Below are 21,353 nucleotides of genomic sequence, written 5' to 3'. Positions count from 1 at the left end.
AACAAAGGGCCACCCGCAGACAGCCCTCAAGCTCATCATCGCCGGGAACGTCGCCACCCGGCACCACCGTCGTCATGCAGGACGTCGTTCAACACCAGGAGCGGGGACCGGTCCAGGACACTGACCGGAGTCACGTCTTCGACATCGCGTCGAACCTCCTTGTCGACGAAACTACTCATAACGTGCGACATCGTGTCGCACCGGATTGCGGCAGATGAGGATGTCGGTGGCCGCGTGAAGAAGGTCCTGTAGATAGCATTCCTTGAATGCGGCTCACGGTTCTCGGCGCGTGCGGTGCATGGCCTCAGGCTGGCGAGGCGTGCAGCGGATTCCTCATCGAGCACGACGGGTTCCGGCTCCTTCTCGACCTCGGTTATGCGACCGTCCCGCGGTTGTTGACGCGAGTCTCCGCGGAAGAGATCGATGCCGTATTCATCAGCCATGGCCATCCCGACCACTGCGCGGACCTCAATCCACTGCTGCGCGCCCGCTCGCTGGGCGGCCGATCCTCATCACCTCTACCGGTCTACGCACCGGCGGGTGCGCTCGACGCCGTCCTGGCACTGGACCGTCCCGGCATGCTCGACGACGCATACGTGGTGCACGACGTGATCCCCGACGCGGTGTTCGAACTCGGGCCGTTCCGAGCCGAAGCCCGCCTCCTGCCACATTGGGTACCCAACGCTGGTATCCGCCTGGACGCCGATGGTCGAACACTTGCCTATACCGGCGACTCGGGGCCGAGCCGACATGTCGTAGATCTGGCCAGGGAGGCGAACCTGCTGCTGACCGAGGCCACCTACCCGGTTCACGTGCCAGACCATTCACGGCGGTACCTGTCGAGCGCACGCACAGCCGGCCGGCAAGCCGCCGAGGCAGGCGCAGATCGCCTGCTCCTGACTCATTTCTGGCCCGGAACCGACCCGCAGATCGCGGTGGCGGCGGCCGGCGAGACGTACGGGGGCACCGTGGACGCCGCCGTAAGCGACCTCGCCGTCGACCTGGCTTGAACACTCGGACCGCATCCGCCGTCGACCACCGTTCACGATCCACGCCGGGCGCCGTCTGAGCATGACGCTCGCCGATCGGAACGAGCAGGCACCCGCAAGCCGAGTGGGGAACACGCCCAAGTACTGAGCTGATCGCGGCCAATGAGGTCACCCGGCCGAGTTCCTCGCGCATGAGCGATTGAGGACGACGGCGTCCTCCTCGACCCGGCCACGTAGCGCGTTTACGTTTAGCGCAGCTTGGCGATCGAACTGATGAGTTCGGTTTCGGTCTGGCTGAGGTCGGGCCAGGGGAACTGGTAGCCGCTTCCCCGCAGCAGGACCAGGCCGTGCATGGCGGTCCACAGTTGTACGGCGGTGGAAAGCACCGAGGTCGCTGCCGAGGAACCGTCGGCGATGCACTGTCGGATACCGTCCATCAGGTAGGCGAACGGTCCGCCGTCCGGGTCGCGGGTATCGGGCTGTGCGGTGTCGGCCGGGCCCGCTTCCTCGCCGCGAAGCAGGCGATTTCGACGAAAGAGCAATCCGTACAGGTTCGGGTTGCTTAGGCCGAACGCGATGTACGCCCGGCAACCGGCGAGAAGCCGATCTCGGGGAGCCTCGATACCGGTCTTCGCATGGGCGATGAAACGGCCCAGCTCGGCGAAGGTCTCGACAGTGACCGCTTGCACGATCTCGTCCGGCCCGTCGAAATGCGGGTAGATCGACTGCGGGGCGATGCCGACCCGCCGCGCAACGCCGCGCAGCGTCACCGCGCTCTCGTAGCCCTCTTCGATCAGGATCGCCCGGGCCGCCGACACGATCTCGGCCCGTAGAGCCTGGCCGGACCCGCGCGGATTGCGTCGCCGGGACCGGGCAGCCGTTGTGCTCACGGCCGTGAGCTTATCTCGTTCAGTCCCCGATCCCTGCGTCCATCGACTGCGGGCAGCGGCTTAGCTCCGGCGGGAAACCGGAATGGGGGGTTGCCGCTTCCATACTCCCACCCGTAACCTCACAACCGTGAGCTGAACCGGCTCGCACCTCGGAGAGAATCGAGCTACTCGTGAATGTCATCGATCTGCGCCCCGACCTGCGGATGGTGCTCGACAGCGGCCCGGGACAGGCCTATCTGCTGCGCCGTGGCCGGCAGGTTGTGCTCGTCGACACCGGCATAGCTGGGCAGGGCGACGCGATCGCCGCCGCGCTGCTGGACTGGGGCCTCGACCGCGGGGCACTGACTCACGTGCTGCTGACCCACTGGCACCCCGATCACGTGGGATCAGCTGCTGAACTGGCTTCCTGGCCAGCAGTTCAAGTCTGGGCCCACCATGCCGACGCCCCGATCATCCGTGGCGACAAAGACGGATCTTTGCCGGCCCTGACGCACTCCGAGGAGGGGTTCTACGCGAAAATCGCGGGCTCGATCCCCGCGGCGCCGACCTGCCGAGTGGACCGCGAACTCGGCGACGACGAAGACCTCCCCGCGCTGCACGCACGGGTCCTCTCCACCCCTGGGCACACCGACGGCAGCATCGCACTGCTGTTCACCGAAGCTGGGGTGCTGTTCACCGGCGACGTCGCGACCGAGCACGAAGGCCAGGTCATCCTCGGCCCATTCAACAACGATCGTCCCGAAGCCCGCGAATCCTTCCGCCGGTTTGCCACCATCGACGTCGATACCGTCTGCTTCGGCCACGGCCGGGCCCTGCGCGGTCCGGACACCGCCAAGCTGCACGCTGCCGCGACCGCCGTCATCGTCCCCGACCCGCTCGGTTAGCCACCAAGGCGCTACCTACGAACCGGGAGCTGCCCAGCATGTCAGAGTTGCCGAGCCTCCACGAGTGGGCTGGCGGGGACGCCGCCTTCACCAGGCTGATCAACGCGTTCTACGACCGAGTCGAGAACGATGAACTGATCTCCCCGTTGTTCCCCGGAGGCGTGTCCGCCGAGCACCGCCGGCACGTCGTCGCGTGGTGGATCGAGGTCTTCGGCGGCGTGGAGGGATATACCGAGAACTTCGGTGGTCACCACCACATGATCAACCGGCACGCCAACCTCGCCATCACACCCGAGCAGCGGTTCCGTTTCGCGTCGCTGATGAGTTTGGCCGCCGACGACGCGGAACTGCCCGCCGACCCGGAGTTCCGAGCCGCGTTCATGGGCTACGTCGAGTGGGGAACCCGGTTCGCGGTGATCAACTCCACGCCGGGCGCCAATCTCGATTACCAGGCACCGGTCCTGCATTGGGGATGGGGCGTCGCTCCGCCCTACAATCCCGGCGAAAAATCGAGTGCGCGGTCATCGGCAAATGAGCATGTTTGGCGCCGGCATGTTGGCCACGTAGCGTGACGCCCCTCCTGGCCGGGTCATCCCAACCTCGGGTCTCGTTTCGGGTGATGTCGGCTGCCCCGAGTGCGGGCAACAGTTGTGCCGCTCGGTCAGTCCACCCCGATCGGTAAGGGACCCGACGGATCCGCCGTAGCCAAACTCGAGGCGGCTGCCGCCAGGACCGTGGCCATGGCCAGGGACCAGTGGCGCACACTTGCCCGGTACGCGGCCGGACGAGCCGCGCGGGCCTCAGCCTCGGCGCGCGTCGACCTCGCCCGTGCTGATACCAAGCGGTCGGCCACCCCAGACCGATCCCGGCGGCGGTTCGCGGGTTCCACGCGAGCACCCCCGTCCGGCCGTAGCCGGCCAGGCCGCTACCGGACCGGACGGCCGAGAACGATGGCTCCAGGCCTCGACGGGCTAGTCAACGCGTCTGGGGGCCGGTAGACGCAACGACACCAGCCGAGCCGCATCACCCGGGGCGAGCACGGACCGTTCCGAAACAGCCGATCACCATCCGAGCACCACCGTCCCACATTTTGGGAAATTCCCCTCGAAAAATGGGACACGAAAAAGACCCGCGATCCGCGTTTCCGCAGTTCACGGGCCACAAGGCATGTAAGATGGTGACACCGAGAAAGGATGTAAACCTTTCGATCCGTAGTCAGATGCTCTATCCATTGAGCTACGGGCGCTCGGTGCTCCGCCAGCATACACACCGGCTTTACACGCGGAGACTCCGGGATTCGAACCCGGGAGGGGCTTTAAAACCCCAACCGCATTAGCAGTGCGGCGCCATAGACCAGACTAGGCGAAGTCTCCCCGGCGGCTCGTGAGCTGCCGACGCTTGAGGATACCGGACCCGGTCACGGGCGCACAAAGAGGTTGCCCACCTCGCGCGCCGCGGGCATGCGCACGGGACTCCAGCAGGTGAAACGCCGCCTTTGCGACTAGGCTGCCTCGGCATGGAGGAGAAGCCGCCCAGCGAGCGTCGCGGTCGTTCCGTCGGGCCCGCGTTCAGTGCGCCCGCACAGCCCACGCCGGAGGAGAAGTCGCCCGCGCCGGCGCCGCGCCGGCCGGCGAAGTCGGCTCCGGCGGTCACGTTCCGGCCGCCGAGTGCCGAGGATCACCCGGGTGAGACTCCGGCGTCCGGCGACGTTCCGGCCCGTTCCTCCACAAAACCACCTTCCCGTACGCAGCGCCGTCGGCCCGACGAATCCCCCCGAAACTCCGAACCGCCCCGAAGGGTGCGCCCGCCCCGCCGCCCTCCCGAGGACGAGCAGGTCCCCGAGTCGCCGACGAACCCCGCGGAGCCTCGCGCCGACGCATCGGCGGCCCCGCCAGCGGAGAGCCCGGCCCCCAAGCCCGACAGCACCAAGGCGACGGCCGCCAAGCGCACCCCGGTCAAGAAGGCCACCCCCGCAAAGAAGGCCGCTCCGGTCAAGGCCGCTCCGGTCAAGAAGGCCACCCCGGTGAAGGCCCCCATCGAGAAGGCCACCCCGGTCAAGAAGGCCACCCCCGCCAAGCGAGCCCCTCGAAAGGCCACCCCCACAACGGCCGCCGCGCCACCAGAGCCCGAGGTCAAGCCCACAACCCCGACTCCGCCCGAGCCGGACACCGTCGCCACCACCGCGCCCGAGCCCAGGCCCGAGGCCGCACCCCCGCGCCAGCCGACCCCGCCGGCCGCAGAGCAGCCCGAGCCCACGGCCGCACCCAAGCCCCAGCCGACCCCGCCGGCCGCCGAGCAGCCCGAGCCCGACGCCGCCGAGCCGGTCGAGCCGACAAGACTCGAGGAGCCCGAGGTCGCCCCGCAACCAGAGCCAACCCTCGCCGAGCTCCCCGCGCCTCCCAAGCTGGAGCCCGAGCTCCCCGCTCCTTCTGAGCCGGAGACCGAGCTCCCCGCTCCTCCCGAGCCGGAGCCCGAGCTCCCCGCTCCTCCCAAGCCGGAGACCGAGCTCCCCACTCCTCCCCAGCCGGCGCCCGAGGTCGCCATCCGACCCGACCCGGCCACCACCGGGTCCGCCGAACTCCCCGCCGACCAGCCCACCCGCATCGAAGCCTGGGCCAAACTCCTAGCCACCCCCGGCCGCACCCCCGAACTCCTCGCCCTGGCCGCCGTCCAGACCATCGGCCCCCGCGCCCGCGACTGGTCCCTCCGCACCCGGGAGGCCTACCCCGCCGCCTCCGACCGTGCCCTGGCCCGCCTGGCCACGCAGCAGTTCACCCGCTTCGGCAGCCTGACCAGCGTCTTCGGCGCGGTGGCCGGCTCCTACGCCCCGATCACGCTGCTCGGCACCGCCGCGATCACGCACGCCGAGATCGTGCTGCACGTCGCCGCCGCGTACGGCCTGGATCCCACCGACCCGCGGCGCGCCGCCGACCTGCTGGTCATCACCCGCGTCCACCCCACCAGGGCCGATGCCGAGGAAGCCCTGGCCGCCGCCGACGAGAACGGCGGCCTCAGCACGGCGCTCTGGCGCCTGGGCCGAGCGGTCGCCACGCAAACCGGCGCTTGGACCGCTCTACGCGCCGCCAACCGCTACTTCCCCGGCACCAGCCTGCTGGCGGCCGTCCTGGGCAGCACCGCGTCGGCCCGGATGACCGCCGCCCGCGCGGAGGCCTACTACAAACAGCCCTAGACCCAACTCAGCCACGAATGCGGCAACAACGCGTACCCCACGAACGCCGCGATATCCAGAATGCTGTGCGCCACGATCAGCGGCGTCACCCGCTTGAACCGCAGGAAGAACAGGGCGAACACCACCCCCATCACCGCGTTCCCCACGAACGCTCCGAACCCCTGATAAAGGTGGTACGACCCGCGCAGCACCGCCGACGCCACCACGACCCATCCGAGCGGCACCGACAGCGACCGCAACCGGGTGATCAGGTACCCCACAACGATCACCTCCTCCAGCACCGCGTTCTCGATCGCGGACAGGATCAGCACCGGCACCGTCCACCAGGCCGGATTCAGGGCGGACGGCACAATCTGGGCGTTGATGCCGAGGAGTTGCGCCACGTACACCAGAAGCAGCCCGGGAATCCCGATGCCGGCGGCAAGCAACACACCCCAGCCCAGGTCGAAGCGGGGTTTCGTGGCCGTCAGGCCCAGGGTTCGGCCGATCGAGACTTGGTCGCGCCTCAGTAAATAGAGCGCGAGCGCCACCGGCACCAGGGAAAAGAAGATCCCGAGCAGCTGGTACGTCAGGTCCAGGTACGGCCGCGGCGACTGGGAGGCGTTGAGCACCGCCGCCTGTTGGGAGAGCGGCTTGCCGGCGGTCAGCTTGGCGATGAGCGAGACCACCGCGTAGACCGCCGACTGACCGAGCGACAGCAGCAACACGATGACGATTTCGACGGTGAGCAAGCGCCGCGTGGGCTGGACTCGATCAAGGGTCACGCCGACCACTCTAGGAGCGATCACTCGAAGGAGACCGCTCCCCTAAGCACAAACGGACCTATCAGGGCAAGCGACGCGCCGGACACTGAGACGAGTCGCACTTTTCGTACGTCGGCTACCCGATTGAGATGCCTCAGTCTGAACCCCATGGCAGACCTCGCACGCACGCTCAAAGAGAGCTGGAGTCTCGTCGAGGAGCATCAGGAGAAGGTCGCCGGTTACTTCTACGCCCGGATTTTTCTGTCCCACCCGGACCTGCGTGACCTGTTCCCGGTACAGATGGACCTGCAACGCTCCCGCCTGCTGCACGCGATCGTGACCGCGGTGCAGACCCTGGACGACCCGGAGAAGTTCGACGACTACCTGCGGGGGCTGGGCCGGGACCACCGCAAGTTCCACGTGGAACCAGAACACTACGAGGTGGTGGGGGGCGCGTTGATCGAGTCGATGCGGACGTACGCCGGCGAGCAGTGGAGCATCGAGTACGACCAGGCCTGGGCCGACGCGTACGCCGTGATCGCCGCTCGGATGCTCGCCGGCGCGGACGCCGACCCGAACCCGCCCTACTGGTACGCGGAGGTGGTGGCGCACGAGCGCCGCTCCCAGGACATCGCCGTCCTCACCGTCCAGCCGCTTCAGCCGCTCGAATTCCGTGCCGGCCAGTACCTGAGCATCGAGACGCCGAAGTACCAGCCGCGGCTCTGGCGCACGTACTCGATCGCCAACGCTCCTCGCCGGGACAACACTCTCGATTTCCATGTCCGCGCGATCGGCGCCGGCTGGGTGTCCAGCGCGCTGGTCCGCCGGCTCGCGATCGGCGACATGATCAAGCTGGCCGCCCCGATGGGCTCGATGACCCTGGACCGGCGGTCGACCCGGGACGCGGTGTTCATCGCCGGCGGCACCGGGCTCGCGCCGATCAAGTCGCTGCTCGAGGAGCTGACCCGGTACAACCGGACCCGCTGGGTGCACGTCTTCTTCGGCGCTCGCAACCGGGAGGACCTCTACGACCTGGCCGACCTCAACCGGCTGGCGGCCCGTTACCCCTGGCTGTCGGTGGTCACCGCGTGCAGCGACGACCCGACCTTCCCCGGAGAGCAGGGCAACATCTCCGAGGTGGTCGCCCGCTACGGCCCGTGGAGCGACCACGACTTCTTCGTCTCCGGTTCCGGCCAGATGGTCAAGTCGACCCTGAAGACGCTCGCCGAACTGCAGGTCCCCTCAATCCGCATAAAATACGACAGCTTCAGCGATGTCGATTAGGCAGCTCAGTAGTCCCACGGCTTCCCGGTCTGCTGATACACCGCCACCGGCACCAGGTTCGACTCCGCGCTCATCCGATCCACGTACAACCGCCCCTCCAGGTGGTCGATCTCATGCGCCACCAGCCGGGCCATCGCACGCTCGAACGTCGTGATCACCCGCGTCCCGTCGTACCGCGCGTGCTCCACCTCGACCCGCAACGGCCGGCGCACCATCCCGCGATAGTCGAAGAACGACAGGCACCCCTCGTACTGCTCGTCCCGCTCGATCGACTCGCCGACGACCCGCGGGTTGAGCAGCACGATCGGCTCGGCTCCCGACTCCGGCCCGCGCACCGCGGCGGCCGCCACCGACCGGCCGATCTGCGGCGCCGCCAGCCCCACTCCCTTGCTGAAGTCGTGCAGCTCCTCGAGCCGGCGCAGCGAGCCGAGCAGCGCGGTCACCACCTCCCGGGCGGCGGCCTCCTCGCGCGGCAGCTGGAAGTGCCGGGCTCGCTGGCGCAGCAGGTCGGAGCCGCGCTGCACGATGCCGATCCCGCGCATCTGCTGCGAGGCTCGCGGCCGCCCGTTCGGCTCGGCCGGGGCGAACTCGGCGTACGACGGCGCCCCCGGCCCCCGGAACCGCCACTCCAGCCGATAGCGCGCGTTCAGCTGCGGCGCGTCGGTCGACCACTCGAAGATCGCCCGGTTCCGCTCCTCGTGGCGCTCCAGCGGGGTCCGTACCGGCACCTCGGCCGCCAGCGACGTCTCCACGCCCCAGACCTGCGGGTCGAAGCCGGCCGGGAAGTCCAGCCGTACGGTCAGCCGGCGGGTCGGCAGCCGCACCGCCCGCTGGAACCACTGCCCCCACTTCTCGATGCCGACCGAGTACGAATACTCGATCACCGTCCGCTCGCCCGGATAGAGCGGGAACTGCCCCCGGTCGTTGGCGAACAGCAGCCAGACCTCCTTGGCCGCGTCCCGGTCGAGCTTGACCCGCCACTGCATGAGCTCGGTCGCCGCGCCCTCGCCGGCCAGCGCCTCGAGCGCCATCTCGTCGAAGGTCAGCGGGTGCTCGCGGTGGTGCCGGTTGGAGCCGGCCGGGTCGTGCGGGTAGCGGTCCACGGCGATCTTCACGAGGTACCGGGTGACCGGCTCGGCGCCCGCGTTGTACAGGTTGCGCCGCACCCGGCAGCGGTAGAGGCCGTCCTCGTACCGCAGCTCGGCGACCTCCTGCTCGACGATCAGCCCGGTGCCCGGCGGCAGCCATTGGACCGGCACCGGCGGGTCGCGATGAAGGGCCGCCCCGCGGGCGTGGCGAAGCTCGTCGTACTCCTGGAAGCGTTGCCAGATCACCCCGCCGGCGCCCAACACCGCCTCGGCCCGGCGGGCGAAGTCTTCGGTCGGCTTATGTCGCCGCCCCTCGACATGGCTCACATAGGAGGGATCGAACCCCATGCGCGCGGCAAGCTGCTTCTTGCTCATCCCGCGCTCGACTCGCCAGTGCGCCAGCGCCGTCACAAATTGGTCAGCGGCCCGCTCGACGGGCGAGGTGGTCATCATCGATGTCCCCTTCGCGACGAGAACTTCAGTGTCCCCGCCGCGTCGTGTCCGCAAGGTGCTAGTAGCGCGTTGCCGACAGGTACCTTGACAAATCCGGCAACGCGTCAACGCCGAGTTAGGCAACCCTTGCCGAGGGTATTCGTCCGAAAGATCGGGGTTGCAGCTGTTGGTTAGGCTACCCTTAGAGGTGTACGGTGGGGCGTCTTGAGCCGGAGGTGAAGGGGTGACTACTACTCAGTGACCACTACCCTCGAGACTCGGTCGCTCCAGCCGCTCTCCCCGATCACCGCCACGCTACGGTCGATGTTCGGCACCAGCACGGCGATCCCCGGCCTCGCCCCCGACCTCCTGGTCCACGACACCGCGGCCTGGCGCCCCGCGTCGCTGCTCGCCGGCGAGGGTCTCGACCTGCTGCTGGAGTCGGCCGGCGCCCGCTGGAAGGCGCAGCCGCCCGCCGCCGCCGCGCTCGCCTGGAAGGCGTACACCTACTGGCTGGCCCTGCCCGCCGTGCTGGGCTTCGCGAGCGCCCGCCGCATCCCGCTGCTGACCGGCACGAACGTGCTCATGCACTTCCGCGACCCGCGCCCGCTGCTCACCCTCGGCCTGCGCCCCGGCACCCCGATCGCGGTCCTGCCGAACGACCCGCTCGCCCTCTCGCACCTCCCGCAGGTCCGGGTGGTCCCCGACGAGGAGGCGCTGCTCGCCGAGTTCCGCCGCTCGCTGCTCGCCGAGCACCTGACCCCGCTGCTCAACGCCCTCCACGACCGCGTACACCTGGGCAAACGCACCCTGCTCGGCTCGCTCTCGTCCGGCGTCGCCTACGGCGTCCTCCGCTCGGCCGACGCCCTCCCGGGCTCCTCTGCCGAGACGATCGCGCGCCTCCTCCGCGCCCTCGGCGTCGAAGACCTGATCGAGCTCGTCCCCGACCCGTCCGGCCGGCTCGACGTCCAGCGCAAGACCTGCTGCCTGGCCTTCACCCTGCCCACCCCGAAGGTCTGCCGCGGCTGCTGCATCAAGGACAAGGGCTAAAAGATCAAGATCAGACCCCGGAAGTACGGGGTTTCGTCCGGTCCCGCATCGACGCGCCCGGCGCCGTCGTTGGTCACCCTCCGCGCGCGGCTGCCGGGCTGTCCTGCATGGCCAAAACCTAGCCCTCGGCGACCACCAGGTAGAAGGTGAACCCGGCCAGCACCGGCCCGCTCGCCAGCCGGCCCACCCAGTCCGCCGCCACCGCGTCCAGCAGCACGCCCGCCTCGACCGCTCGCTCGGCGTTGCGCCGCAGCCCGAGAAGCCGGTCGGCGATGTCGAAGTCGCGGAAGAGCACCGGGATCGGCTCGACCGAACGCACCCCGAACCCGGCCCGCGCGCACAGCCGGGGCAGGTCCCGTCCGATCGTCGCGTTACGCACCCGGCCCGCGACGAACCTGGCGAACGCCCGGCTGGTCGCCACGTCGTCGTCGGCCACCGCGAAGGTGTCCCAGTCCGGCTCGGCCATCCCGAACAACCCGCCGGGCCGTAGCACCCGGCGCACCTCCCCGATCGCCGACTGCGGATCGCGTACGTGCTGCAGCAGCCGATCGACCCGGGCCCGGTCCACCGACGCGTCCGCGAGCGGGAGGCCGTGCACGTCGCCCGCCCGCACCTCGACGCCCGCCGTGGCGGCATGCCGCCGCCGCGCCTCGGCCAGCATCGCCGGATCCCGGTCGACCCCGATCACCGAGCCGCCCGGCGCGACCGCGTCGGCGAGCCGGCCCAGATCGGTGCCCGGCCCACAACCGATGTCCGCCACGGTCAGCCCCGGCCGCAGGTCCAGCCCGGCCACCGAACGGCGCTTGTAGTCGAGCCCGATGTCGGTCGCCGCGGCCGTGTCCATGTAGCTGATCTGGTCGGTCATCACCCCACGGAAGCACATGATCTCCACTGGTTGGTGAAGCTCCTGTGCAGATGCCGTGCTCACCCGGTCGACGCCACGTCCGTCCGGCCGAACCGGGCGCACTCCGGCATCACGGGGGTCCGCGGGCCGGCCACCGGGCGCAGGTGCCACACCAGCAACCCGATCAGCAGCAGCGTCATCAGCGGCGCGCCCGGGAACTTCACGAATCGGGCCAGGCCGCCGCCGTCGGCCAGCACCAGCAACGGTCCCGCGGTGGCCGCCGCCATGATCAGGTCGGTGCGGACCGAGGTGGCGGCGAGCAGGGCCAGCGGCCAGTACGCGTACCAGGGGTGGAAGTAGGGCGAGAGAGCGACCGTGGCGGCCAGCGCGAGGGCGGCGCCACGCAGCGCCGAGGCACCCGGATCGGCGGCCCGCGCGGCCGGACCGCCCAACCGGCTGAGCAGCCGACCGGGAGCGCCCAGCCGGTCGCCGGAGCGGCCCCAGAGCGCGCTGCGCCAGCCGAGCGCGACCACCAGCAGCGCGAACAGCAGGAACGCCAGCATCCGAACCGTCGGCACCGCGTCGAAGCCGGAATAGATCAGCTTGCCGAGATACGTCGCGGTCATCCCGATCGCGGTCGGCGGCGAGGTGAACTGCACGAGGTCCTTCGTGTTGACCATGCCGCCGATCCAGCCGTACCCGAGCCCGGAGGCGATCGTCAGGCCAAGCATGGCCACCACCGTGCCGCCGCCGACCAGACTCCCGGCCAGCAGCGCCTGCCGCCACCGGTACGGCCGGGCGAGCACGAGCAGCACCGCGAACGGCACCACCACGATCGCGGTCACCTTGATCGCCACGGCGAGCCCCAGCAACAGCCCACCCGCGACCAGACAACCCCACCCGTCCGGGCCCGTCCGCACCCCCAACGGCGTCCCTGCATCCGGCCGCGCCATCGCCCCGTCCCGCGCCACCACCCCCGGCCGAGTCGCCGCCCGATCGACGCGGTGGCCGGCCACGCCAAAATGACCACCCGCGCCGACCTGGTTGGCCGCACCGAAATGTCCCGCCACCCCCAATAGGCCGGCCCCGCCCAGTCGGCCAGCCCCGCCGAGTCCACCGACCGTGCCGAACGGGCCGGCCGGGTCGAGCGGCGCGCCCAGCGTGACCAGCGCCAGGCCGGCAACCACCAACCCGACCATCAGCGCGTCGTTGTGCACCCCGCCGACCAGATGCGCGCCGACGAGCGGCCCGGCCAGCGCCACCCACCACGCCCGGGCCGACGCGATGCCGCACCGCCGGGCCAGCACCGGCAGCCCGGCAGCGACGCCAAGCAGGCCGAGCAGCGCGAGCACCCGGAAGAACACCACAATCAGCAGGAACGAACCGGCGGCGAAGCGCACCCCCGCCGCGGAGAGCAACACGAACAGCGGCCCGTACGGCGCCTCGGTGTTCCGCCAGATCGGCGACACACCGCCGATCCACGGGCAGTCCGCCGCGTTCACGCCGTGCGTGTAGGGGCTGATCCCGTGCACGTACAGATAACCCTGGCAGGCGTAGGAATACACATCGCGGCTGCCGCAGGGCGGGACGATCAGGAACGGCGCCGTCCACAGGGCCGCGGTCCGCAACGACCAGCGACCAGACGGGACGCGATCGCGGGCCGCCCACCACGCGTACGCGAAAATCGCCGTGCCCACCAGCCAGCCGCCGAGAATGACGGCCCCGAAGGGGCCCTTGGCGATGGTCAGCGGCGTGGACGCGAGATTGCCGTGCGGCAGGGCCCCGCCGAGCCAGGCGACGGCGGCGAGGAGCACCGCGGCGGCGAGGCCGAGGTAGCGAAGCTGGACGAGGCGCGGCACTCATCGATGCTCACGAACACTGGTGTCCGGGAGGTCCGGATCGGGGAAACGGCGGGGGGCGGTCAGGCGACCGCCACCCCACTCAGGAGATGTCGGGGCCGGTCAGCACCGCGTTCGGGTCGTCCACCAGATCGCGTACGTCCCAGACCCAGGCGCCGCCGGTCCAGGTCGGCTCGAAGCCGAGCAGGTCGGTCATCACCCGGAGCATCTCGACGTCGTGGGCCTGCGGGGTCATCATGATCACGCCGGCCTTCCAGTACCGCAGGTCGGCGAGGGTCATCTCCCGGCGGGTGTCGCTGATCTCGGGAACCGGGTTGCCCTGCTTGATCGAGGCCATCAGCCCGCTGGTCGGCCGCCACGGCGGCGAGAAGAGGGCGGTGTGATCGTTCGGGTTCAGCGGGTTCTGGTTGGGCAGCAGCGCGTACGCCCCGGCGATCCGCATGTCCTGGCCGGTGGCGGCGCTCCACCGCAGCGGGTCGGGGTAGCCCGAGTCCGGCAACGGCAGGGTGACCACGGTGTGGTTGTCGTCCACGTACTGCTTCCACTCGCCGGACGTGACGAACGCCGGGGTGGGCGCCTGCGGCCTGGTCTTGAGCGGGGTCGGCGCCAGCGGCACCAGCGCCATGGCCACCGCCGTGATCATCGCGAGCCGGACCGGGCCGCGGGCGGACGGCTGCGCCTTCATCAGGTCACCGGCCCGCTGCACGCCGAGCGCGAGCAGGATGCCGACGACCGGCGCGATGGCCATCGCCCAGCGGGTCGGCACGGCCGAGTTCAGCACCGGGACGCTGTGCAGTACGGCCCAGATGCCGGGAACACCGGTGTTGATCCCATTCAGGAAAATTCGCGGCCCGAGCGACATCGCGGCGTACAGCAGCGCCACCAGACCGAGCGCCACGACGGCCGCCCGGCGCCGCATCCAGATGATCAGACCGAAGAACAAAATGACCAAGCCCCAGCCGAAGAACGCGTTCTCCTCCTGCGCATTCTGGGCCAGCCGGTCGGCGACCACCGAGTTTCCGGCGACCGACCGCGAGGAATAGGCGGTGAACGAACCGAGGTCGGCCCCGAAGTTACGGACGAACTGCGGCAGGCCCTGATAGCTCTGCGGGCCGAAGAACTGAACGGACAGCGGATAGGCAAGTACCGCAACGGCCACTGTCGCCGCGACCAGTAGACCGCGCAGGAAAGCGCGTGTCTCACCGCGGTACCGCTTGCGCCGGACCACCGCCATGATGACGCAGAAGACGCCCAGGCCGACCGCGGTCATGAAGAGGATCTCGAGGTTGATGAAGGCCTGCCAGACCAGCAGACCAGCCAGGATCAACCCGTTGCGCAGGGCGCGTCCCGCGCGGAGTCGCAGCGTACGCCAGATGATCAGTGGCACCAGGAATTGCGAGACGATGTTCGGGTGGCCACCGGCGTGCGACACCATGCTCGGCGCGAATGTGCAGAAGAGAGCGCCGACCCAGGCCGCCAGCCGGGAACGCACGAACTGCCGGGAGAGCACGAAATACCACGAGATACCGGTGAGCGACAACGCGAGAGTCAGGAATACGTTGAACGCCACATGCGGCCCGAACAACAGGGTCACCGGAGTGAGCGGCAGGGAAACGGCCAGCACCGAGGTGTTGGCCATCATGTTCACCCCATCGGGGTAATTCATGCGATCCGAGAAGAACGGATATGCGCCGTCGGTGACGACTCTTGCGCCGTGCGCGAGCATCCACTCGAAAAAGGCCTGATCCTGCGGGTCGGTGGCCGATCCGTGACCCGGATGGATCCACAGTGACGACGTGACGTAGAGCGCCACAGCGACGAAAGTCACTATCGCAAGGACGTCCCGCCAGTTGAGCCGGCGCCAGACCCGTAGCCGCCGGCCGGGCTCCTGCTGCTGCTCAGGGGCGGCCTCAACATCGGGTACGGGCGAGACCGGCGCGACCGTGTCGACGTCCGTATCCAGGGCCCGCAGCTCCGCGTCCAGGTCTTCCAGGTCGGTCACTTGACGGGGCGGCAGAACGTTCCCGCCGGCCGACTGGCCTGTCGAGTCATAACCCGTAATCGTCATAGCGTGGGCGAGCCTAACCGAGGTTGGTAACGTTGTTGTGTCGAGCGGCCCATGCGTGATCGAGCCGATATGAACGTTGTATTCCGGGCATCCCCAGGTCGTGCCACATGCGAGCCAACCTCCCCGTGTACCCCGGCCGCCTATGTCTCAATCAGGCAAATAATGTGGGGGCGGGGGCCGCTCAACTTTCGGTTCCGGGCGCCGGATGGTTAACTCGTTCGGTCCCGCTGTCAGCTTCGATCGGCAAGACGAGGGAACCTTACTTATGGCAGACATCACTGGAGACCAGCGGATCCAGTCCGAAGTGCTCGAGGGCCTCGCCACGGCCGTGAACCACCGCCGGTGGTTCGTCGAGCTCGCGCTCCCGTACCTGGGAGACAACCCGATCGAGATCGGCAGCGGTCTCGGCGACTACGCGATCGAGTGGGCTGAGCACCTTCCGCGGTTCACGGCGACCGAAGCCGACCCCGACCGGCTCGTGCAGCTCAAGGAGCGCATGGCCGCCCATCCGAACATCGACGTCCGCGAGATGCTGTTGCCCGCGGCCGACGCGAACGGCGAGTTCAGCGCCGCCGTCTCGTACAACGTCCTCGAGCACATCGAGGACCACGTCGGCGCGCTGCGCAGCATGGCCGAGCTGGTCCGCCCGGGTGGCCGGATCATCCTGATCGTGCCGGCGTTCATGTTCGCGATGAGCCAGGTGGACATCGCCACCGGTCACATCCGGCGCTACACGAAGAAGTCGATGCGTGCCGCGATGAGCGAGGCCGGCCTCGAGATCGAGAAGTTGCACTACGCCAACGCGCTCGGCCTGATCGGCTACTACGCCGCCACCAGCATCTTCAAGCTGGCGCCGAAGGAGGGCCCGATGGTCAAGGTGTACGACTCGGTCGTACTGCCGGTGACCAAGTTCGCCGAGCAGGTGGTAAGGCCGCCGTTCGGTCAGTCCGTCTTCGTGGTGGCACGAACCCCGCGCTGACCCAGACCACCCGCTGACACGGACAAATAGCACGGGACACGAGAAAGGCCGCCGGGCAGGCCCGGCGGCCTTTGCCGCTTGCTCAGCCGCGCACCTGGTAGGTCGGGCGGATGGTGGCCCGGGCCAGGGTGTGGAAGGCCAGGTTGAAGCCGACGTACGCCGGGGAGGCGTCCGGGCTGACCTCGATCTTGTCGACGTCGAGCGCGTGCACCGCGAAGATGTACCGGTGCGGGCGATCGGCCGGCGGCGGCGCGGACCCGCCGTAGTTGCGCTCGCCGTAGTCGTTCCGCACGCAGAAGGCGCCGTCGGGCAACGGGTCGACGCCGCGCTCGAGCTCGGTGACCGAGGCGGGCAGGTTGACCACGAGCCAGTGCCAGAAACCGCTGCCGGTCGGCGCGTCGGGGTCGAAGCAGGTCACCACGAAGCCGCGCGTCTCGGCCGGGAAGCCGGACCAGGCGAGCTGGGGTGAGACGTTCTTACCGCCCACGCTCGGGTGCGTGAACATGTCGTCGAGCGGCTGCCCGTCGGTCATGTCCGTGCTGGTCACCGTGAAGGACGGGACCGGGGGCAAAAGATCGTACGGATCCGGGTGAACCGGGCGGTCGAGACTCATGACGGTGTCCTCCGGCGAGATGGTGAAAACCTTCTCCGCATTCCCAAACCATGCCGAGCGTAACCGCTCCTGATGATCGCCATCGCACACCCCCGTCTTCACCCGTTCGGGTGGCCGCACAGTCGGTCCGGGCGGGGTCAGGGGTGCGGGGCGATGCTTCTGTCTGACATCCGACCGGGTGCGTACGGCAGAGATCCCCGTGCTCGGTGGCGATCACAGCAAGTCGGCACTCGCCTCGGCGGCGGGTGCCGACTGCTGTTGTGCCTCTCATCCCCCGAACATCGGCAGGCAGGGCGCCAGTCCCTCGATCCGCACCGGCACCGTGCGCGCCTTCTCCCACGCCGCCCGGTCGAGCCGCAGCCGCCGGCCGACCAGCGGGGCACCCCGGATCACGTGCCGCGAGATGCCGTCGTCGGCGTAGCCGAGCTTCCTGGAGACCGCGTACGAAGCGTGGTTGTCCTCGAAGGCCTCCGAGGTCGCGAAGCTCGCCCCCAGCCCGGCGAACGCCAACTCGAGCACGGCCGCGCGCATCTCGGTGCCGAGGCCGCGCCCCTGCTCGGCGCGGCCCAGCCACGACCCGGTGCCGACCTCGCGCAGGGTGGCGAACGAGGTCGCGCTCACCCCCTGCGTGCCGACCACCCGACCGCCGGCGATCGCCACCAGACCCAGCGACCAGTCCTCCGGCCGCCAGCCCGCCCAGCTCCGCCACTGCCACTGCAGCACGCTGGCGGCGACCCGCTCGGGCGGCACGTCGGTCCATTCCCCGACGAACGGCTGGACGGCCGGATCGTGCACGCCGCCGGCCGCCAGCGCGGCCAACTCGGCGAGCCGCTCCAGCCCCGGCACCCGCAATTCCAGGCGCGGGGTATGCAGCACCAGACCGAACAGCGGCCACTGATCGGCAATCATGAGCGCGATTGTCTCCGCCCACGAGTCCGGCAATCAACACATTTACAAACGCTCGACCCGCAACCCGGAATACATCTTCCGATAGACGACTCCGGTACGGTGGTTCCCCGCATCGATCATCATGCCGTGGCCCATGTAGATGCCGACGTGCCCCGGCCCGACCACCAGGTCGCCGGCCCGGGCCTCGCGGCGCGAGATGCTGCGCGCCCGGGCGGCCTGCTGGCCGGAGGAGTGCGGGAGGCGGATGCCGGCCCTGGCGTACGCGCTCATGGTGAGGCCCGAGCAGTCGAAGCCGCCGGCTCCCGCGCCGCCGCTGACGTAGCGCTTGCCGACCTGCGAGCGGGCGAAGGCGACGACCGCGGTCATGCTCCCGAGCCGCATCACCCGCTGCGCGCGCGGGGCGGCGGCATGCTCGGTGACCAGGCGGAGGACCGGGCGCCGAGCGATGGTTCGCCTGGTCAGCGAGCCGCCGCCACGGAGTTCGGCGGTTCGGGACGCGGTGTCACGGAGCCCGGCGCCGCGAATTTCGGCGTCACGGAGACCGGCGTCACGGAGCCCAGGGTCACGGAGCCCGGCCCAGCGCTGCGGGTCCGCCGATACGGCGCGAGCCCGGCGGTCGGGGCGCCGGAAGGCGGGCGCGACATTGCCGCGTACGCGGGAGTTCCGGCCCGCGGCGAGCCGGAGGGCCGGCCGCATCGTGCGGGAGGCCCGATGGGCGAGTGCGGCCCGCACCAGGAATGCGGACTCGGGGTCGATACGGGCCGATTCCGGGCGATTCGCACCAGACGCCAGCGTGGCGGGCGATACGGCCTGCGGGGCGGCATTGCCCTGCTCGACGGGTTCAAGGGCCGGCGTGACGACGGCCAGCGCGATGGCGCCGGCGGTCAGCGCCCGGCACGCGGACGGACGGTGCAGCGTTGCCTCCGAAATCGGCCCGGGGCACTCGCGCGAATCCCAAACGACACGGCATAACGTTCAGCCGCGCCCGCGCCGCCCGTCGATGGACGGCAATGGGAACCCGGACAACTCGTCATTTCCAGCGACCATGCCAACACACAACACGATTCCTTTGGGGCCGAATTCCAACAATCAACCTCACCTCATCGAGGAAAAGAATGCGTTTTGAGCTGTAAATAGCCACCGCTCGATTCCGAAAATTGCACTCCGCTTCGGGCGTGTCACTGTCCGTATTGTCCCCGTAACAGGCGAACCCCCGGCCGGCCCACGACTCGTTCACGGGGCCGCCAGGCCCCGCTCCAGGACCGCGACAAGGCTCGGCCGCGGGCCGCACCAGGCGCACACCAGGCCCGCGCAGGTCGCTCACGGTCAGCGCACGCTCGCTCGCGGCCCGCGCAGAGCGCCCCTGGAGCCTCCTCCAGATCCGCGTTTTGGCCCTTGTCGGCCGCGTGCGTCAGGAGAGCGTGATGCGCGCGCCCCGGGTACCGGCCGACTCGTGCGCCAGCAAGGCGACGAGGCGCGCACGGGCCGGCACCTCGAACGGCAGAACCCCGTGCACCGTGCCGCCACCCGGAATCGCCTCGCGCAGCGAGGGCGCCCGTTCGTTGAGGAACACCGCGGCCCGCCCGACGACCGCGTACGCTCGCCCATGAGCGTCGACGGCCCGCTGCGCCCCGCCGTCGAACACGCGTGCCTCCCGCCCGGCGTTCTCCACCGACACGCCGACCAGGCAAAACTGCTCGTGGGCCTGCCGCCGCAGCCCGATCGGCCCAACCGCCTCGACCCCGCAGCGAACCCCGGTCACGGTGACGATGAAGGCGCCGTCGGCCCCCATCCGGTCGAGCGCCACGTCGTCCGCGCCGTCCTCGATCACCCGAGCACCGCCGCGCGGGCCCACCGAGGCTCCGACGGCCGCCACTCTCCGGCCCGCGTCACCGGGCTGGGCCCCCACCACAAACGCCCCAGCCCCCAGAGCGGCGAGCGCAACCACGACAGCCACCCACAGCCACCGCCGCTTCCCACCGCCCTCGACACGCAGCGGCACCGGATCAGGCGATCCCCCCGCCAAAACACCCCGCGCCCCGACCGCAGAAGCCCCCGCCCCAGACCCAGAAGCCCCCGCATCAGGGCCAGGGGCCCGCGTCCCAGAGCCAGAGGCCCCCGCCCCAGAGCCAGAGGCCCCCGCCCCAGGGCCAGAGGCCCCCGCCCTAGAGCCAGAGGCCCGCGTCCCAGAGCCAAGGGCCCCAGCCCCAGAGCCAGAGGCACCCGCCGCGGCCCTGGAAGCGCTCAAAGCGTCCCCGAAAGCGCCCGGCACAGCATTTGCGGCGGCCGACGCCCGGGTGACGCCGGCCGTGCTCCCCAAGCCCACTGGCTCGGACCCGGACCTCGCTGCGGGACGCGGCGAAGCATGGCGCACAAGCACTCCCCAGCCGGATCGGCGACAAAGGCGTGCGACGCCGAACGCCGGCTCGCCGCCCGGGTCGCGGCCACCATGCTGAGCAACACCCTGCGCTCCACGACGCCGACGCGCCGCATATCGGACCTATCCCCGCATAAACCCCCTCCAGATACCCCCGAAAGTGCTACGTTCCCTCACGGCAGCAGCAGCACCTTGCCGACGTGCTCGCTGGACTCGACCAACTCGTGCGCCTCCTGCGCGGCCGCGAGCGGCAGCGTGTCGTGCACGATCGGCTTGATCGCGCCGGCCTCGACCAGCGGCCACACCTCGCGGCGCACGCCGGCGACGACCCGCGCCTTGTCGGCGAGCCCGCGCGCCCGCAGCCCGGTCGCCGAGATGCGCCCGCGCTTGGCCATCAGCAGCCCGAGATCGAGCTCGGCCGTACGCCCGCCCTGGAAGCCGATGATCGCGAGCCGGCCGTCGGGCGCGAGCACCTCGACGTTGCGCTGCAGGTATTTCGCGCCCACGATGTCGAGCACCACGTCGGCGCCGCGGCCACCGGTGAAGTCCTTTGTGGCCGCCACGAAGTCGTCCGTCGTGTAGTCGATGACCAGGTCGGCGCCGAGGCCGGTCAGACCGTCATGCTTGGCCGCGCGAGCCGTGGTCACCACCGTCGCGCCGAGCGCCTTGCCGAGTTGGATCGCGAACGTGCCGATGCCGCTGCCGCCGCCGTGCACCAGGAGCGTCTCGCCCTTGCGCAGCCGGGCGAGATCCACCACGTTCGACCAGACCGTGCAGGCCACCTCGGGCAGGGCCGCCGCCTCCCGCAGCGACAGGCCGGTCGGCACCGGGAGCAGCTGACCGGCCGGCACGGCGACCTGCTCCGCATAACCGCCCCCGGCCAGCAGCGCGGCCACCCGCTCGCCGACGTGGTGGCCGGGCACGCCGGGACCGACCGCACTGATCACGCCGGCGCACTCGAGCCCCGGATACTCCGAGGCGCCGGGCGGGGGCGGATAGAAGCCCTGCCGCTGGGACACGTCGGCACGGTTGACCCCGGCGGCCGTGACGTCGACGACCACCTCGCCCTCGCCGGCCACCGGGTCGGGCACCTCGCGCAGGACGAGCCGTTTGTCTTCGATCACGATCGCTTGCATGGGATCAGCTTGCCCGAG

At 70.0% G+C, this 21,353-nt stretch carries 18 protein-coding genes and 1 tRNA gene; 7 read left to right on the top strand and 12 right to left on the bottom strand.

All coding sequences use genetic code 11. The annotated features are described in order from the left end of the window. Positions 1–266: 266 nt before the first annotated feature. A complete protein-coding gene (locus IH26_RS0147660) occupies positions 267–1,010 on the top strand; it encodes an MBL fold metallo-hydrolase (RefSeq protein ID WP_030442944.1) in 744 nt (247 codons plus the stop codon). Positions 1,011–1,237: 227 nt separating this feature from the next. Here IH26_RS0147660 and IH26_RS0147655 read toward each other — a convergent pair whose 3' ends face one another. Then, complete coding sequence (locus tag IH26_RS0147655; RefSeq protein ID WP_051809824.1) at positions 1,238–1,807, bottom strand: TetR/AcrR family transcriptional regulator; 570 nt, start codon at positions 1,805–1,807, stop codon at positions 1,238–1,240. Between the two features lie 242 nt (positions 1,808–2,049). Here IH26_RS0147655 and IH26_RS0147650 point away from each other — a divergent pair, with 242 nt between their 5' ends. Together IH26_RS0147650 and IH26_RS0147645 are read left to right on the top strand one after the other, a co-directional pair. Continuing rightward, complete coding sequence (locus tag IH26_RS0147650; protein ID WP_030442942.1) at positions 2,050–2,763, top strand: MBL fold metallo-hydrolase; 714 nt, start codon at positions 2,050–2,052, stop codon at positions 2,761–2,763. Positions 2,764–2,801: 38 nt separating this feature from the next. Continuing rightward, on the top strand, positions 2,802–3,335 hold the full coding sequence (locus IH26_RS0147645) for a group II truncated hemoglobin (protein ID WP_063763889.1): 534 nt from the start codon (positions 2,802–2,804) through the stop codon (positions 3,333–3,335). 710 nt (positions 3,336–4,045) lie between these two features. On the opposite strand, the gene IH26_RS0147640 is transcribed toward IH26_RS0147645, so the two are convergent. Continuing rightward, a tRNA-Ser gene (locus IH26_RS0147640) sits at positions 4,046–4,136 on the bottom strand. Positions 4,137–4,561: 425 nt separating this feature from the next. Here IH26_RS0147640 and IH26_RS61730 point away from each other — a divergent pair. Further along, positions 4,562–5,953, top strand: coding sequence for a hypothetical protein (locus tag IH26_RS61730; protein WP_051809822.1), 1,392 nt, complete (start codon positions 4,562–4,564; stop codon positions 5,951–5,953). Here the strand turns inward: IH26_RS61730 and IH26_RS0147625 are convergent. Continuing rightward, positions 5,950–6,717: a CPBP family intramembrane glutamic endopeptidase gene (locus IH26_RS0147625; protein ID WP_030442940.1), complete on the bottom strand. Its 768-nt coding sequence runs from the start codon at positions 6,715–6,717 to the stop codon at positions 5,950–5,952. The two genes, IH26_RS61730 and IH26_RS0147625, sit on opposite strands and share 4 nt — an antisense overlap. 147 nt (positions 6,718–6,864) lie before the next feature. Between IH26_RS0147625 and IH26_RS0147620 the strand changes: the two genes are divergently transcribed. After that, positions 6,865–7,980: a globin domain-containing protein gene (locus IH26_RS0147620; protein ID WP_030442939.1), complete on the top strand. Its 1,116-nt coding sequence runs from the start codon at positions 6,865–6,867 to the stop codon at positions 7,978–7,980. A 5-nt stretch (positions 7,981–7,985) separates the two neighbouring features. Here IH26_RS0147620 and IH26_RS0147615 read toward each other — a convergent pair whose 3' ends face one another. Continuing rightward, positions 7,986–9,518: a peptide deformylase gene (locus tag IH26_RS0147615; RefSeq protein ID WP_030442938.1), complete on the bottom strand. Its 1,533-nt coding sequence runs from the start codon at positions 9,516–9,518 to the stop codon at positions 7,986–7,988. Positions 9,519–9,824: 306 nt separating this feature from the next. Here IH26_RS0147615 and IH26_RS0147610 point away from each other — a divergent pair, with 306 nt between their 5' ends. After that, positions 9,825–10,550: an IucA/IucC family C-terminal-domain containing protein gene (locus IH26_RS0147610; RefSeq protein ID WP_051809830.1), complete on the top strand. Its 726-nt coding sequence runs from the start codon at positions 9,825–9,827 to the stop codon at positions 10,548–10,550. Positions 10,551–10,668: 118 nt separating this feature from the next. Here the strand turns inward: IH26_RS0147610 and IH26_RS0147605 are convergent, their stop codons facing one another. The 3 genes from IH26_RS0147605 to IH26_RS0147595 all read right to left on the bottom strand — a co-directional run bounded on the left by IH26_RS0147605 (position 10,669) and on the right by IH26_RS0147595 (position 15,321). Continuing rightward, a complete protein-coding gene (locus tag IH26_RS0147605; protein WP_245666017.1) occupies positions 10,669–11,415 on the bottom strand; it encodes a methyltransferase domain-containing protein in 747 nt (248 codons plus the stop codon). Positions 11,416–11,474: 59 nt separating this feature from the next. Continuing rightward, positions 11,475–13,253 carry a polyprenol phosphomannose-dependent alpha 1,6 mannosyltransferase MptB gene (gene mptB, locus IH26_RS61725; protein ID WP_030442935.1) on the bottom strand — a complete coding sequence of 593 codons (1,779 nt, stop codon included), beginning with the start codon at positions 13,251–13,253 and terminating at the stop codon, positions 11,475–11,477. 82 nt (positions 13,254–13,335) lie between these two features. Further along, a complete protein-coding gene (locus IH26_RS0147595; RefSeq protein ID WP_034217692.1) occupies positions 13,336–15,321 on the bottom strand; it encodes a DUF6311 domain-containing protein in 1,986 nt (661 codons plus the stop codon). A gap of 265 nt (positions 15,322–15,586) precedes the next feature. On the opposite strand from IH26_RS0147595, the gene IH26_RS0147590 reads away from it, so the two are divergent. Next, on the top strand, positions 15,587–16,300 hold the full coding sequence (locus IH26_RS0147590; protein ID WP_030442933.1) for a class I SAM-dependent methyltransferase: 714 nt from the start codon (positions 15,587–15,589) through the stop codon (positions 16,298–16,300). A gap of 82 nt (positions 16,301–16,382) precedes the next feature. On the opposite strand, the gene IH26_RS0147585 is transcribed toward IH26_RS0147590, so the two are convergent. The 5 genes from IH26_RS0147585 to IH26_RS0147565 form a co-directional block, all read right to left on the bottom strand. Next, the gene (locus IH26_RS0147585) at positions 16,383–16,913 is read right to left on the bottom strand and encodes a YbhB/YbcL family Raf kinase inhibitor-like protein (protein ID WP_030442932.1); all 531 of its coding nucleotides are present in this window, start codon (positions 16,911–16,913) and stop codon (positions 16,383–16,385) included. A 267-nt stretch (positions 16,914–17,180) separates the two neighbouring features. After that, positions 17,181–17,822: a GNAT family N-acetyltransferase gene (locus tag IH26_RS0147580; protein ID WP_030442931.1), complete on the bottom strand. Its 642-nt coding sequence runs from the start codon at positions 17,820–17,822 to the stop codon at positions 17,181–17,183. 42 nt (positions 17,823–17,864) lie between these two features. Next, positions 17,865–18,554, bottom strand: coding sequence for a C40 family peptidase (locus IH26_RS63615; RefSeq protein WP_245666016.1), 690 nt, complete (start codon positions 18,552–18,554; stop codon positions 17,865–17,867). A gap of 679 nt (positions 18,555–19,233) precedes the next feature. Continuing rightward, positions 19,234–19,653 (bottom strand): DUF4352 domain-containing protein, encoded by a 420-nt coding sequence (locus tag IH26_RS56775; protein ID WP_157437775.1) that lies wholly within the window; start codon positions 19,651–19,653, stop codon positions 19,234–19,236. Between the two features lie 719 nt (positions 19,654–20,372). Beyond that, positions 20,373–21,335, bottom strand: a complete 963-nt coding sequence (locus tag IH26_RS0147565) for an NAD(P)H-quinone oxidoreductase (protein ID WP_030442928.1) — start codon at positions 21,333–21,335, stop codon at positions 20,373–20,375. Positions 21,336–21,353 lie beyond the last annotated feature (18 nt).

It is taken from the genome of Actinoplanes subtropicus (assembly GCF_000721705.1).
GTDB classification, from domain to species: domain Bacteria; phylum Actinomycetota; class Actinomycetes; order Mycobacteriales; family Micromonosporaceae; genus Actinoplanes; species Actinoplanes subtropicus.
The sequence above is the reverse complement of the archived record's forward strand: the minus strand, read 5'-3'. Positions and strand labels throughout refer to the sequence as shown.

Excerpts from the sequence above, each read along its gene's own strand:
- IH26_RS0147660 (WP_030442944.1), top strand. The coding sequence starts at position 267 with ATGCGGCTCACGGTTCTCGGCGCGTGCGGTGCATGGCCTCAGGCTGGC.
- IH26_RS0147645 (WP_063763889.1), top strand. The coding sequence starts at position 2,802 with ATGTCAGAGTTGCCGAGCCTCCACGAGTGGGCTGGCGGGGACGCCGCC.
- IH26_RS0147620 (WP_030442939.1), top strand. The coding sequence starts at position 6,865 with ATGGCAGACCTCGCACGCACGCTCAAAGAGAGCTGGAGTCTCGTCGAG.
- IH26_RS0147615 (WP_030442938.1), bottom strand. The coding sequence starts at position 9,518 with ATGACCACCTCGCCCGTCGAGCGGGCCGCTGACCAATTTGTGACGGCG.
- IH26_RS0147610 (WP_051809830.1), top strand. The coding sequence starts at position 9,825 with ATGTTCGGCACCAGCACGGCGATCCCCGGCCTCGCCCCCGACCTCCTG.
- IH26_RS0147605 (WP_245666017.1), bottom strand. The coding sequence starts at position 11,415 with ATGACCGACCAGATCAGCTACATGGACACGGCCGCGGCGACCGACATC.
- IH26_RS0147595 (WP_034217692.1), bottom strand. The coding sequence starts at position 15,321 with ATGACGATTACGGGTTATGACTCGACAGGCCAGTCGGCCGGCGGGAAC.
- IH26_RS0147590 (WP_030442933.1), top strand. The coding sequence starts at position 15,587 with ATGGCAGACATCACTGGAGACCAGCGGATCCAGTCCGAAGTGCTCGAG.
- IH26_RS0147585 (WP_030442932.1), bottom strand. The coding sequence starts at position 16,913 with ATGAGTCTCGACCGCCCGGTTCACCCGGATCCGTACGATCTTTTGCCC.
- IH26_RS0147580 (WP_030442931.1), bottom strand. The coding sequence starts at position 17,822 with ATGATTGCCGATCAGTGGCCGCTGTTCGGTCTGGTGCTGCATACCCCG.
- IH26_RS0147565 (WP_030442928.1), bottom strand. The coding sequence starts at position 21,335 with ATGCAAGCGATCGTGATCGAAGACAAACGGCTCGTCCTGCGCGAGGTG.